Genomic DNA, 13,967 nt, shown 5'->3' with positions numbered 1-13,967 from the left:
ACGTCTTTTTTGTGCCTATTTAGGTCTGTCGGTCACTACATTTTAGCTGGCCTTGTAAAGTTCTTTCGAAAACCGGAACGACACGATATTTCAGGGCTAAGCACTATCTTTGACCCCGACTGGATCGTCCATCGCACAATGAACACCACCTTCCACCACTCCCATTACCTCGATTTCCATACCCACAGTATGCGGCAGACAGACCGTGCCAATGTGATGGAAATTGTGTCGTTGCACCTGGGAAAGGAGAAGGCACATAAATACTTCACCGTAGGTCTACATCCCTGGTGGATAGAGCAGCCAGTAACGCTAGCGCAAAGAAAGGAGCTGGAATTGCAACTTTCTGACCCAATGTGCCTGGCCATGGGCGAAATGGGCCTGGATAATCTCAAAGGCCCGGCGATAGGGGTTCAAATGGATATCCTCAGAAGCCAGCTGAAGATCGCAGATGAAATGAAGAAGCCAGTCATTATTCACTGTGTGCGGGCATTTGGTCAGCTCAGCGAGATCAAAAAAGAGTTTCCAGGTATTGAGAAATGGTGCGTGCATGGCTATGGCCGTCATGCCACACTGGCCAAGCAGCTGATCGATCAGGGTTTTTACCTGTCGCTGATGCCTGGTCTCCCTCGGGCTAAATACGTTGAGTTGTTTAAGTCTTTACCCCACGATCGCCTATTTTTGGAGACGGACAGCATGTTAGATATGAGTATCCTGAAAGTATATGAAATGATCGCTGGCCTGGCAGGAATGAACGTGCCACAACTACAGCATCAAATGAACAGTAACGCAAGTAAGTTTTTCGGAAGATGAGTGATTGGTTGGAAAGAACCGAGCTATTGATAGGCAAGGATGCCCTGGATAAGCTTAGAAATGCACACGTGCTGGTGGTTGGACTGGGCGGTGTGGGCAGTTATGCGGCCGAAACACTTGTGCGGGCTGGCCTGGGAAAGATCACGATCATTGATGGAGACGAGGTTGACCCTACCAACAAAAACCGGCAGCTCCAGGCCCTGGACTCAACAGTCGGCAAACAGAAAGCCTACGTATTGCGTGACCGTTTCCTGGACATTAACCCTCAGTTGAAAATTGAGGTAGTGGATAACTTCATGGAGCCTGATGTTATGCATGCCTTTCTGCTACAGAACCATTTTCACTTTGCCATGGACTGTATCGACAGCATCGTGCCCAAGATGTCGATGATATTGACTTTGAAACGGATGAAAGTCAAATTCATTTCGTCGATGGGTGCCGGCGGCAAGCTGGATCCATCCAAAATACGGTTGGCCGATATCAGCAAGACCCGGGAGTGCAAGTTTGCCCAGCAGGTGCGGAAGAACCTGAAAGGCAAAGGCGTAACCAAAGGTGTTTTATGTGTTTATTCTGAAGAGGTGCAGCCTGCGCATTCTCTTAAGCTTACCGATGGCTCTAAATACAAGAAGTCGTTTTACGGCACCATTTCCTATATGCCCGCTATGTTCGGCATGACCATGGCCGCTGAAGTGATCAGGAGGCTGACGGTTTAGGGGGCGACGATGAATAAAGAGGTCGCTCTGTCCGCTTGCACAGAGCGACCTCTTTACTCCAGAAGTCCCCCGATCTTCGTACCTTAGCTCACCTAAGAGCAACGATAAAAAATGAAAGTACTATTCATCGGAGGCACCGGAAACATCAGCACTGCCACCAGCCGTCTGGCTGTTGAAAAAGGCATCGATCTTTATGTACTCAACCGGGGCAAAAGTCCGCTCACAGTCGAGGGTAGCAAATCTATTATCGGCGACATTAATGCGCCAGAACAACTGGTGTCGGTGCTGGCAGGCCATCAATGGGATGTAGTCGTGAACTGGATCGCTTTCACAAAAGAAGAAATAGAACGAGACATCAAGCTGTTCGCAGGCAAAACCAGGCAGTATATCTTCATCAGCTCGGCTTCGGCCTATCAGAAGCCAGCCACGCACTATCTGATCACAGAATCCACCCCGCTCTTTAATCCATTCTGGCAGTATTCCAGGGACAAAATAGCCTGCGAAGATGCCCTCACGCTGGCTTATCGGGAGCAGGGATTCCCTATCACCATTGTACGCCCATCGCATACCTACGACACCGTGATACCAGTGGCGCTGGGCGGCTGGACGGAGTACAATATCGTGGACAGGCTTCGCAAAGGAAAAAAGATCGTTGTACATGGCGACGGCACCTCCCTGTGGACGCTTACTCATTCCGACGACTTTGCTCTCGGCTTCGTTGGTCTGCTGGGCCACCCAAAAGCCGTTGGTCATGCGTTTCATATTACGTCCGACGATGTGCTGAGCTGGAACCAGGTTTACGAAGGACTGGCAGATGCCGTTGGCGTTGCGCCGAACTTTGTCCACATTCCGTCCGACTTTATCTGCCAGCACTGGCCCGATCAAACCGGCAATCTGCTGGGCGACAAAGCTCACAGTGCTGTGTTCGACAACACAAAGATCAAAACCTTTGTGCCGGCGTTTAAGGCCACCATTCCCTTCCATCAGGGTATTCGCCGCACACTGGCATGGTTGGAAGGAGATGCCTCAAGGAAGGTAATCAACCCGGACACTGAAAAGGAACTGGATAAGCTTATCGAAAAGTATGAAAGGCAGCGCTGATTGGAGCCGACGATAATAAGTAACGCCACTGCCGGTCACAACATAAGTTTGGCCCGTCAAAAACACGGCTTTTCGCTACAGTTTCTTTTGTACATTAATGCCGCAAAACGACCAAAATGAAAGAATTGATAAGACAGCTGGTACCCGGCCTTAAGGCGCTGACAGCCGGAACAAAAACAACAGGCTATATTCCGGTAGCAGGAACGCCGATAGAGATGCCTTTTACATTGATTTGCGGGGTTAGTGAGGGGAAAGGCATCCTGATAACCGGAGGTGTGCATGGCGGTGAGTACCCCTGTATAGAAACGGCCATACAACTGGCCAAAGAGCTTGATCCAGAGGAAGTCGCTGGCACGGTGCTTATCATTCACCCGGTCAATACCGCTGCTTTCCTGGCCCGAATGCAGTATTACGGGCCATACGACGGTAAAAACCTGAATAGGGTGTTTCCAGGCAAAGCCACCGGCACCGTCAGTGAGCGAATAGCCTACGTTGTACATCAGCTTCAAAAAGAAGCAGACTTTTTCATTGACCTCCATGGTGGCGATATCCATGAGTCGCTGGTTCCTTTCGTTATCTATTCCAACGTCGGTAGCAAAGAAGTGGCCGAACAATCCCGGCAAGCAGCTGCCCTACTGGGCTTCCCCTACGTGGTGGGCTCAGTATCTGAAAATGGTTCCATTGGTGGTGCTGCCACAGTTGGCACACCGGGCTTTCTGGCGGAGCTTGGGCAATGCGGGCGATGGAATCAGGACGAAGTAGAACAATACAAAGCGGCTGTCAAAAACGTGCTTCGTTCATGGGCTACGATACCCGGGCAGGTTCAAACGCATCAGGTGGAGTATCTGGAAAAAATGCTGGTAGCCACTGCTCTCCATGAGGGGTGTTGGTACCCTGAAGTGAAACTCGAAGCCAAGGTGACAAAGGGGCAGAAATTGGGCGAAATACGGGACTTTTTCGGCACCAAACTCAGCGAGTATCATGCAGAAGGTGACGGTATCGTCCTGTACCTGGTCACTTCTCTTGCTATCACAGCCAATGATCCCCTGTATGCTATTGGTGTTCAGGCCGCAAAATAGCACTGTGGCTGGAAACTCCGTATCAGAACCTCCAGCCAGCTATTTTGGTACGGCAAAGCCATAAAACGATGCCGGCTTGCCACCACACTACTATCGTATTACACTACCAAATTCTGATTCTCTCCTCTACCGGCTTATAGTTCTTATCGCCGGGCTGCACGTTGAAAGCTTCATAAAAAGGCGTGAAGTTCATAAGCGGCCCGTTCACTCGCCACATCGCCGGAGAATGGGGATTGGTATTGACGTAGGTGCGTAAAAATTCGTCACGTGTTTTCACTCTCCAGATCCTGGCGATAGACAAAAAGAAGCGCTGATCCGGGGTGAAACCGTCAATTTTCGTCGTGTCCTGGCCCTGCACTGTCAGTTTAAAGGCGTCGTATGCAATGGCTATACCGCCGTTGTCAGCTGTGTTTTCCCCCACAGTCATCGCACCCTTGATATGCACGCTATCCAGCACGGTAAATGAGCTGTAGCGATCAATTACCTGCTGGGTCTTTGCTCTGAATTTCTCAAAGTCCTCATCCGTCCACCAGTTTTTAACGTTGCCATCTTTGTCGTATTGCGCACCCTGATCGTCAAAAGCGTGGGTCAGCTCGTGACCTATCACCATACCAATGCCGCCGTAGTTGATAGCATCGTCGGCATTCACGTCGAAATAAGGATATTGCAGAATGCCTGCGGGGAACACTATTTCGTTGAATGAAGGCCTATAATAGGCAGTAACTGTGGAAGGTGACGGCCCCCATTCGTGCCTGTACGGGGCCTTGTTTAGTTTCCCCAATTGATATTGATAGTCATCCTTTCTCAAAGCAAGGACGTTCTCAAAGTATTTGCCCTTGTCCATTTGAACATCATACTCTCTCCAAATATCCGGGTAGCCCAGCTTTTTGGTGATCGCATTCAGCTTTTCTTTGGCCTTCACTTTCGTGCTGTCGCTCATCCAGTCGAGCTGAGTGATCCGGTTTTCGAATGCTTTCTGGAGGTTGTCCACCAACTCCGAAACTCTTTTCTTCGCATCCTCTCCAAAATACCTCTTCACATACAATTGGCCCAGCGCAAAACCCATTTGCCTGTCGACCACGTTGGCGATTACCTGTGCCCGGGGCTTTTCAGTGGCCTGGCCCGACAATGCTTTGTTGTAATCAAAAGACGCATCTTCAAAAGCCTTACTCAATATCTGATCGTAGGAGGTGATAGAGCTAGCCTTCAGGTACACCTTCCAGTCGTTGATCGACACAGTGCCCAGCATAGCATTCAGCTTTTCAAAATAGACGGGTTGCCTGATATCTACTGAGTCGGTATCCAAACCAAGGCGCCCAAGCAAGGCCACCCACCCGATATTAGGTTGCTGCTTTTGCAACGCCGCCACCGCCATTTTGTGGTAATTTTCTTTCACATTTCTGCGTTCTACCCTCGTTTTGTGCGATGTAGCCAGCTGCTTTTCAATATCGTAAACAAGGTCAGCCTTTTTGGCCGCTGCGTCTGGAGCGTCGCCCGTCAGCTCAAACAAGGTGGCTATATAGCCTCTGTAGGCACTCTGAATACCGAGCGACGAGGAATCGGTCTTGAAATAATAGTCTCTATCTGGTAAGCCGATGCCTGACTGGCCAAAGTGGGCAATATTGATGCTGCTGTTGGCGTCGTCAGGAGAAATACCAAAGCTGATGATGGAATTATCGTCTACTTTTGCTTCCTCAGCCACGAATGTCATGAGTGAGGCCAGATCCGTAATGGCATCGATGCTGGCAAGCACTGGCTTAATCGGTTCATATCCCCGCCGGTTGATAGCAGCAGTGTCCATGCCGGAGGCGAAAAAGTCTCCAACTTGTTGTTCAATGCTACCAGCAGGGTTTTCACTTTCCGACACTTCTTCCAGAATACTTTGCAGTAGTTTTTTCTGAGGAATATTCAGGAAGCTATAGGAGCCCACACCTGATTGATCGTCAGCAATTCTTGCCGTGTCGTACCAAATGCCGTTCACATAGTTGAAGAAGTTGTCGCCTGGCTTGATGGAAGGATCAAGTCCTGCCACATCCACATATTGTCTTTGTGGCGCACTTTGCTCTTGCTCTTTACAAGCAAACACCAAAAGGGCCAATGCAACGAAGTAAAGTATTCTGTTCATAGGTTTGGTTAGTTTTTCGGAAGTTAGAAAGAATTCAAAATGGTGCATCGCACTATTCCGTTAGCGGAAAGCATAGCAGGAACTTCGCATGATGACCAAACTCAATATACACCGGTCATTGTTTTTCCCGCCGGGCTTGCAACACAGGCAATACAAACCTTCAGATACTCATAATTATTTCAGTAATTTCAGCCCATGTCTGCAAATGATATTGTGTTGGTCATTGTGAGCGGCCTGGGCGTCATACACGGCCTGTTTCTTTCCATATTCTTGTGGATTTACAGCAAAGGAAACAGCTTGTCTAACAAGCTACTGAGCGTGTTACTGATCGTCCTTTCGTTCAGAATCGGCAAGTCCGTTTTTCTGGAGTTTGCCGAACATCTCGATGTCAAGCTAATCTTTGTTGGATTAGGAACAATTATGGCCATAGGCCCGCTTTTCTATCTGTTTGCACAATCTTGCGTTCGAAAAACAAAGTCACTCGATAAATTGAAGTGGGTACATTTCGTGCCAGCTTTGGTTGGTGCTTGGTTTGGTTTATGGTTGGACGAACCCGATTTAGAAACTATCCCCAAGTGGGTATTCGCAATACTTTTTTTAACCTACTATCTGCATTTTATCATCTACCTTGTTGTTGGCTACAGCTACATCCGAAGGCATCGATTTGAACTCAATCAGGATGTGTGGAAACTTCTTCTCTTGCTGCTTTATGCCTTGTTAGCCATTTGGACTGTGTACGTGTTGAACCTTTTTGATGAGACCGTCCCCTATATTGTTGGACCCGTACTGTACTCTTTTGTGGCCTACGTAGTTAGCTTTGAGGTGATCCGCAAAGGGTATATAACGAAGATTCACCAGACAAAATACAGGACCACACCAGCGTCGGAAGAGCAAATAGACCAACTATTCGAACGGGTGCTGAAAATCGTTGCGGAAGACTCGCAGTATAAAAACCCTGATCTTTCTTTGAACTCACTGAGCAAGGCCGTTCATGCGAGTCCTCAAATGCTGTCTATGGCCATTAACCAAAAGAGTGGGAAGAACTTCAATAGTTTTGTGAACACGTATAGGATTCAGGAAGCCAGCCGACTGTTGCAGAACTCCCGATACGACAACCTGACCGTTGCCGCCATTGCTTTTGAAGTAGGTTTCAATAGTATTTCAAGCTTTAACACGGCCTTCAAGACCCAAACAGGACAAACCCCTCAAACGTACCGCAAGCAGTTACCGAAATGATAGTTTAATCTATCGAAATGACCATTTCGAAAGCTATTAATGAAGCATAGGCTCACATTTGCCTCAAACAAATATGAAAATGCTATGTCAAAGAAGAAAGCAATTATCAAATGGACAGCTGTCGCATTCGTAGGTTTGATTATCTCTGTTGTTTCGTTCGGCTATTGGTTTTTGAGCCTCATCCCGCCTCCAGTGGTAGCGAAAGCCACCCTGCGGCAGACGGTAACCGACGACCTCCCCTATTTGGCTGAAAACACCATTTCGGGTAGAGGAAAAATTCTGGCCGTTGTCACCAGCACTGCGGAGATGGGCGACAGCGAAAAAACAACAGGTTATGAATTAACAGAGCTAGCAAGGGCGTACTATGTTTTTCATGCCAATGGGTTCGAAGTCGACGTTGCTAGTCCGTTGGGTGGCACGCCACCCGTGGTAATAGATGCCGACGACATGAGGGAGTATGACTACGCATTTCTAAATGACAATGTAGCGCAACAAAAGATAGCCAACAGTTTGGCGATGCAAGACGTAAAGCCAGACGACTATCAGGCCGTATTCTTTGTGGGTGGCAAAGGTGCCATGTTCGATTTCCCACAGAATACACATGTCCAATCTCTTGTCCGGGGGTATTATGAATCAGGAAAAGTGATTGGCGCCGTTTGCCATGGACCTGCAGCCCTGGTTAACGTTAAGCTGGCCAGCGGTGCGCTATTAGTTGCCAACAAAACAATAAGCAGTTTTACCAATGAGGAAGAGCTTTTGTTGATACCGAATGCCATGGATGTTTTCCCATTCCTTCTTCAAGATAAGCTGATGGAGAAAGGGGCCTATTTTAATGAGGGCAACATGTACCTGAATCAGGTTAGCATCGACGGGAATTTGGTAACCGGACAAAACCCCTGGTCTACCTGGAGCACAGCGGAAAGCGTTGTGGAACAACTTGGCTACACACCTAAGCGCAGGGAAATAACTACGGAAGAGAATACCGTCGCCATTTTACAAGCTTATGAAACCGGGGGCTACAACAAGGCGAAGGAAATACTGAGCAACCACTGTAATTCCAATCCCAATGCCATTGATAGAGAGCTCCTCGCTGTGCATAGTTTAGTGGCGGCAATGCAGTTCGAGCTTCTTAAGGCAATCGAGCTAGTACAACTTCTGTCATTTAGTAATGATGCTGTAATCAACAAATCAATATAAACTAACAGGCGCTTGCCAAAACCGTCAATTCCCTATACTATTCAAAATCAAGCGGAAAAATTGCTACTGAAGAGTGGTTTAAACATTTTTCTCTTGCTTATTCATTAGCTCATTTGCGCTTATAGTAGTATATTCAGTGTCATAACGTCTGCAATTATAGTGTCCTTCTTAAGTTGCCGTCCGGGACATCATGGGTTTTCTGTGCTTTGAAGCCCTGACTTGTGGATCTTTAACCAACTAGCGGAAAGAAAATGCTAACAGGGATGGTGAGCGCTCTCTTTAGGGTGAAAGATACGGTGCCAGTGAAATTCTCTCAGGCGGCGTCAGGGGTACGGCCTTCCACCAGACGCACCATTCCGATCAAACTCATTAATCCAGCACACCTCATTGAATAGCCGGTCCCTCATATCGACAGCTGAGGCAGGGTCGCTTGATGATGAAGTGCTTTGGGGACAATTCAAGGCGGGTAACGAACTGGCATTTTCTGTGCTGTACAAGCGGCATGTGAACAGGCTCTTCAACTATGGGATGCACAACTGTCGTGACAGAGAGTTGGTCAAAGACTGCCTCCAGGAGCTTTTCGCCAGGCTGTGGAGCAAAAGAGAGACCCTGGGAGTAGCTGGTTCAGTGAATTACTACCTGTTCAAATCCTTCCGCCGACTTCTCATCAGTCGGATCATGGCCAACCGGAAATTTACTCTCCCGTTTCAAGGCGACCCCGACAGCATGTTTGAATTCATTCCATCCACCGAGGAATCGATGATTGCCGGGGAAACCAAAAAGCAGCAACTCGAACTGCTAAAGCTAAGCTTTGATGCCCTGACGAAACGGCAACGGGAAGCCATTTTTCTCAAGTTTTTCAACGAGTTGAGCTATCATGAAGTCTCCTCGATTATGGAGGTGCATGTGGATTCCGTCTACAACCTGACATCAAAAGCACTAACGGTGTTGAAGAAAAAACTGAAGGATAATCCCTCCTTGTGACCTCCTTTCGGGCTTTTCTTGCGTGACAAAAAAATATTTCAAAAAAAGTGATGAGAAACAGGCGATGCTCTTCTCTTCTAAGTATTAAATAAGTTTCTAGTGAAAGACTATTACCACTTTTCGGCGAACGACTTTGCAATGGACGATTCCTTTCGAACCTGGGTTTGGAAACCCAGCGACGAAAGCAATGCCTTTTGGAGGGAATGGATCGCAAAACATCCGGACAAAGCCGCCGATGTTGAAGAAGCTATTGCACTGCTGAAAAAGCTCGACTTTCCGGCGTATGCGCTTTCTGATTCGGAAGTATCAGGACTTTGGAACAATATAAAAAGCGATCCTCATCATGCTGCAGGAGCCATCCAGGCCGAACCACGCCGTCGACGATGGTTGTGGTCTGCTGCGGCTGTGGTGGCCCTGGTAGCCATCGGGTTGTCGGTATTTTTTATTGTCAATCGGAACGCCACCTTTCGCTACGAGACTGCTTACGGTGAAACCAAGGAAATACTACTCCCAGATAACTCTTCAGTGGTTCTGAATGCTAATTCGAGCATTGAGTTCCGAAACGACTGGAGCAAAAAAGGGCTAAGAGAAGTTTGGCTGGACGGGGAAGCTTTTTTCGAAGTGGTGCATACCCTTAACCACCAGCCATTCAGGGTGAAAGTGGCAGATGGGGTCGCAGTAGAAGTGCTTGGAACCAGCTTCAACGTATATCATCGCAAAGCCGACACCAAGGTAGTCCTGAACACAGGCCAGATCGCTCTTAGTTTTCCAGGCAAAAACAAAGAGGAAAAGATATTAATGCAGCCAGGTGAATTGGTCGAATACAAAAACAAGCAATTCAGCAAGCGACAGGTAAACACCGAAGTATATGCTGCCTGGACCGACAAAAAAGTGATCCTTGATAAAACGTCTTTGAGAGAAATGATAGAAATGGCCAACAACAACTTTGGAGTGACCATACGTGTTGACGCCGATGCAATGCTGGATCAAACGGTATCGGGGTCGATGCCTGTGGGAGATTCAGAAAGTTTTGTCCTTCAGGTAGCTAAGGTTTTTCAGCTAAAAGCAGAAAAAAAGAAGGATTACTACCTTTTAAAGGATTGATAATACTTACGTAAAAAATAATGATAACACCTACTTTAAACTATTATGAGAAAGCTTTATCTGATTGTTTTTATTACCTGTTTGGTGGCACATCAGGCAGTCTCACAGTACGAAAACGTACTTGCGTCAGCTTTTAGGCCGCAATCGATTGCGGACACCGAGTCTGAGTCCATTTTACTAGAAAAGGGCTTGGAGCAGCTGGAAAGGAAGTTCAATGTGTCAATTGCCTACCGGGATGAATGGGTAAAAGACAAGAAAGTGCAGGCACCGTCCTCCGACATACGAAGCGTAGAGGAAGCGCTTGGTGAATTGTTGAGTGAAACAGAGCTTTACTATGAAAAAGCAGGCTCAGGTTTTTACGTTATCTCCTTAAAGAGCCTCAGGAATGCCGGGCTATCAGAGTCAGCCTCAACGTCGAAGGCACCTGATCTTTCAGCCGGTGTAACCTCTCCAGCAACCAACCTCGATTTTAAGGTCTTCGGAAAATCAAACCGCAAACAGAAACGGGAAAGCCAGCCTGATTTCACAGTAAGTGGCACCGTAAAGGATGAAAATGGAAATGGGTTTCCGGGTGTGAACGTCATCCTGAAAGGGTCTTCAAGTGGAACATCTACTGATGCAAGCGGAAAGTATTCACTTTCAGTGCCCGACGAAAATACTGTATTGGTTTTTTCTGCCATCGGTTATGCTACACAAGAAGTGACCGTGGGTGCAAGAAGTGTGATCGACATTTCCCTGCAACTGGACGTTAAGTCGCTGGAGACAGTGGTAGTGACTGCCCTTGGCTTGGAAAGATCGGCCAAAAGCCTCGGGTATGCTACATCAACAATAAACTCTGATGAGCTTTCAATCAACAGAACGCCCAACATGATGAATGCGCTGACGGGCAAAATCGCTGGTGTAAGCATCTCTGGCCTTGGAACCGGCCCTGCGGGCACGTCAAAGATCCGCATCCGTGGCCAGTCTTCTATTTCCGGTCAAAACAACCCTCTCATCGTTGTTAATGGCGTACCCATCGACAATACAAACTTTGGCAGCAACCCTGGTAATTCCGGGTCTGACAGCTCAATTGGCGTGAGAGGCGGCGGAAACACTTCCGATGGTGGAGACGGGCTCTCCAGCATCAACCCTGATGACATAGAAAGCATGACCGTGTTGAAAGGAGCGGCAGCGTCAGCCCTTTATGGTTCTCGTGCAAAGGATGGGGTTATCATGATCACGACCAAATCAAGGGGAACTGCCAAAGGTCTAGGCGTTACCTACAACATGAACTACACCAACGACACACCTCTCGACTTCACCGACTACCAATACGAATATGGTCAGGGTGAAAACGGTGTACGTCCTACAACAGCCAACCCCACGTCGGGCCAGTGGTCGTTCGGTGAGAAATTTCAGCCAGGCATGACACATGTGTTGTTTGACGGGCTGACAGTGCCTTATGAGCCTCAAAGAGGAATGCTTAAAGACTTTTACCGAAATGGTCAAAACCTGACCAACACGGTATCTCTGGCTGCGAACTCTGATAAAGGCGGCCTCAACCTGTCGTTTGCGAACATGAACAGCCAGGGAATAGTACCCAACAACACCTACGAAAGAAAAACGATTAATCTTGGCTTTGGCTACGACCTGTCCGATAAACTAAGCTTCAAGGGAAATATCAACTACTCCAACGAGTACAACAAAAACCCACCAAACGTCGGCCAGCAAGACAACACCATTCCCACCTCTCTGATGGCGATGTCCAATTCAATGCCTCTGGATGTGTTGAAGGCAAATAGCCACGATGCGGATGGGAATGAGTTCGTTTACTCACGCTTTAGAAACAGAACAAATCCATATTTCGTTTTGTCGGATCAGTTTCAGAATATCCGTCGTGACAGAATATTTGGCAATATTTCCGTCAAATATGACATTACGAACTGGCTCTTTGTGCAGGGGCGTGTAGGTCAGGACTACTGGTCTCGTGACCAGGAATACAACAACTTCCCCACAGGGCAGGCATCACGTGCTACGGCGCCGGCTGGCTTCGTCAATGGTCTGTATACGCAGGATTCTCGGAGGTTTAGAGAGATCAATTCCGACTTCCTGATTTCTGGAACCAAAGAATTTGGTGACATCGGGGTTAACATCACTGCTGGTGGCAACCAGATGTACAGAAGGTCAGATCTTAATAGCGTGCAGGTGACCGATTTCGTTGTGAGAGATCTCTACACGGTTCAAAACGGAAGAGCCAAGGATCCACTTTACGACTTGTCTGAGAGAGGCGTGAATTCGCTGTACGGGTCTGCCGAGGTGAACTACAAGCGCTTTGTTTACCTGAACGCAACGCTTCGTAACGACTGGTTTTCCACGCTGTCTGAAGAGAACCGAAGCATTATTTACCCATCAGTATCAGCTAGCTATGTGTTTTCTGAGTCCTTTGACGCACCTAGCTGGCTAAACTTTGGCAAGTTTAGAGCTGCTTACGCAAGGGTGGGTAGCGACACCGACGTGCCCCCCTACTCCAATGTCCTGTTTTATGGCGTTAATTCCAATTTAGCACTCAACCCGTCGGGGTCAGGTCAGCCCGTTGGTGGTTCAAACGGCAGCACAGTGCCTAACCCGAACCTAAGGCCAATGGAAATTGCCGAAACCGAGCTGGGTATTGAGCTGAAAATGTTCAACAATCGGGTTGGGTTAGATTTAGCGGTTTACAAAAAAATAACTACTGACCAGATCGTTTCTGCTCAAATATCTGATGCTTCTGGTTTTGTCGATTCACGTATCAATAGCGGCCAAAGCCAAAACAAGGGTATTGAAATGTTGCTCAATTTCAGTCCTGTCCGAACAAGTGACTTCTCCTGGGACTTTACCTTTAATGGTGCCTACAATATTACCAAGGTACTCAGTCTCCTAACGGATACGCCGGGAGAACGAATCACCGTGGGTACCCACGTGTTTAATGGAGAATTGAGGCAAATAGTGGGCGAGGAAATGGGGCAGATTGCCGGCTTCGGCTACAGAAGGGATGACAGCGGTCGTCAAATATTTGGAACGAATGGTCTGCCTTTGAGAACCCTGGAGTTGGTTAATTTTGGCAGCGCACTTCCAAAGTGGGTTGGCGGCTTTAACAATGCCTTTAATTACAAAGGCGTAAGCGTATCCTTCCTCATCGATTTCAAGTTGGGAAACAAGATGCTATCTGGCACCAACTTCAATGCCTACCGTCATGGACTTCACAAAGCTACGCTTGAAGGCAGAGAGAACGGAGTTGTGGGCGATGGCGTTGACATCGACGGTAACGTGAACGCTGTGGTGGCGCCTGTTCAGTCCTATTGGGAAATAGTGAGGTCTCAGGCACTTATTGAGCCTGTGGTGTACAACGGAGGCTACTGGAAGGTGCGCCAAATAACTGCAGGTTATGACTTTACCAGGTTCTTTGAGCCCAGCTCATTTATTAAAGGTTTGCGACTCAACCTTGTTGCCAACAACGTGTTTCTGCTGAAAAAATGGGTGGACAACATTGACCCCGAAAGCTTTGGTTACAGTTCCGACAATTTGGTTGGTATGGAATCGCCAGGTCTTCTCACTACCCGAAGCATGGGTTTCAACCTAAATGTTAAATTTTAATCAGCC

Annotated in this window: 10 protein-coding genes; 9 read left to right on the top strand and 1 reads right to left on the bottom strand. The window is 47.8% G+C overall.

Annotated elements, in window-relative coordinates; genetic code table 11:
- The first annotated feature begins 138 nt into the window (after positions 1-138).
- From GC130_RS02020 to GC130_RS02005, 4 genes are all read left to right on the top strand, one after another.
- On the top strand, positions 139-810 hold the full coding sequence (locus GC130_RS02020) for a TatD family hydrolase (RefSeq protein ID WP_151996584.1): 672 nt from the start codon (positions 139-141) through the stop codon (positions 808-810).
- Positions 807-1,523 carry a ThiF family adenylyltransferase gene (locus GC130_RS02015; protein WP_151996583.1) on the top strand — a complete coding sequence of 239 codons (717 nt, stop codon included), beginning with the start codon at positions 807-809 and terminating at the stop codon, positions 1,521-1,523. The genes GC130_RS02020 and GC130_RS02015 overlap by 4 nt, the downstream gene beginning before the upstream one ends.
- 111 nt (positions 1,524-1,634) lie before the next feature.
- Positions 1,635-2,624, top strand: coding sequence for an SDR family oxidoreductase (locus GC130_RS02010; RefSeq protein WP_151996582.1), 990 nt, complete (start codon positions 1,635-1,637; stop codon positions 2,622-2,624).
- Positions 2,625-2,740: 116 nt separating this feature from the next.
- The gene (locus GC130_RS02005) at positions 2,741-3,703 is read left to right on the top strand and encodes a M14 family metallopeptidase (protein WP_151996581.1); all 963 of its coding nucleotides are present in this window, start codon (positions 2,741-2,743) and stop codon (positions 3,701-3,703) included.
- 103 nt (positions 3,704-3,806) lie between these two features.
- On the opposite strand, the gene GC130_RS02000 is transcribed toward GC130_RS02005, so the two are convergent.
- Positions 3,807-5,828 carry a M13 family metallopeptidase gene (locus GC130_RS02000; protein ID WP_151996580.1) on the bottom strand — a complete coding sequence of 674 codons (2,022 nt, stop codon included), beginning with the start codon at positions 5,826-5,828 and terminating at the stop codon, positions 3,807-3,809.
- Positions 5,829-6,023: 195 nt separating this feature from the next.
- On the opposite strand from GC130_RS02000, the gene GC130_RS01995 reads away from it, so the two are divergent.
- The 5 genes from GC130_RS01995 to GC130_RS01975 all read left to right on the top strand — a co-directional run bounded on the left by GC130_RS01995 (position 6,024) and on the right by GC130_RS01975 (position 13,961).
- The gene (locus tag GC130_RS01995) at positions 6,024-7,064 is read left to right on the top strand and encodes an AraC family transcriptional regulator (RefSeq protein ID WP_151996579.1); all 1,041 of its coding nucleotides are present in this window, start codon (positions 6,024-6,026) and stop codon (positions 7,062-7,064) included.
- 84 nt (positions 7,065-7,148) lie between these two features.
- Positions 7,149-8,261: a type 1 glutamine amidotransferase domain-containing protein gene (locus GC130_RS01990; protein WP_151996578.1), complete on the top strand. Its 1,113-nt coding sequence runs from the start codon at positions 7,149-7,151 to the stop codon at positions 8,259-8,261.
- Between the two features lie 387 nt (positions 8,262-8,648).
- The gene (locus GC130_RS01985; RefSeq protein WP_193217733.1) at positions 8,649-9,245 is read left to right on the top strand and encodes an RNA polymerase sigma factor; all 597 of its coding nucleotides are present in this window, start codon (positions 8,649-8,651) and stop codon (positions 9,243-9,245) included.
- A gap of 99 nt (positions 9,246-9,344) precedes the next feature.
- Positions 9,345-10,349: a FecR family protein gene (locus tag GC130_RS01980; RefSeq protein ID WP_151996576.1), complete on the top strand. Its 1,005-nt coding sequence runs from the start codon at positions 9,345-9,347 to the stop codon at positions 10,347-10,349.
- Positions 10,350-10,394: 45 nt separating this feature from the next.
- On the top strand, positions 10,395-13,961 hold the full coding sequence (locus GC130_RS01975; protein ID WP_151996575.1) for a SusC/RagA family TonB-linked outer membrane protein: 3,567 nt from the start codon (positions 10,395-10,397) through the stop codon (positions 13,959-13,961).
- Positions 13,962-13,967 lie beyond the last annotated feature (6 nt).

Source organism: Imperialibacter sp. EC-SDR9, assembly GCF_902498805.1.
Taxonomy (GTDB): Bacteria; Bacteroidota; Bacteroidia; order Cytophagales; family Cyclobacteriaceae; genus Imperialibacter.
The sequence above is the reverse complement of the archived record's forward strand: the minus strand, read 5'-3'. Positions and strand labels throughout refer to the sequence as shown.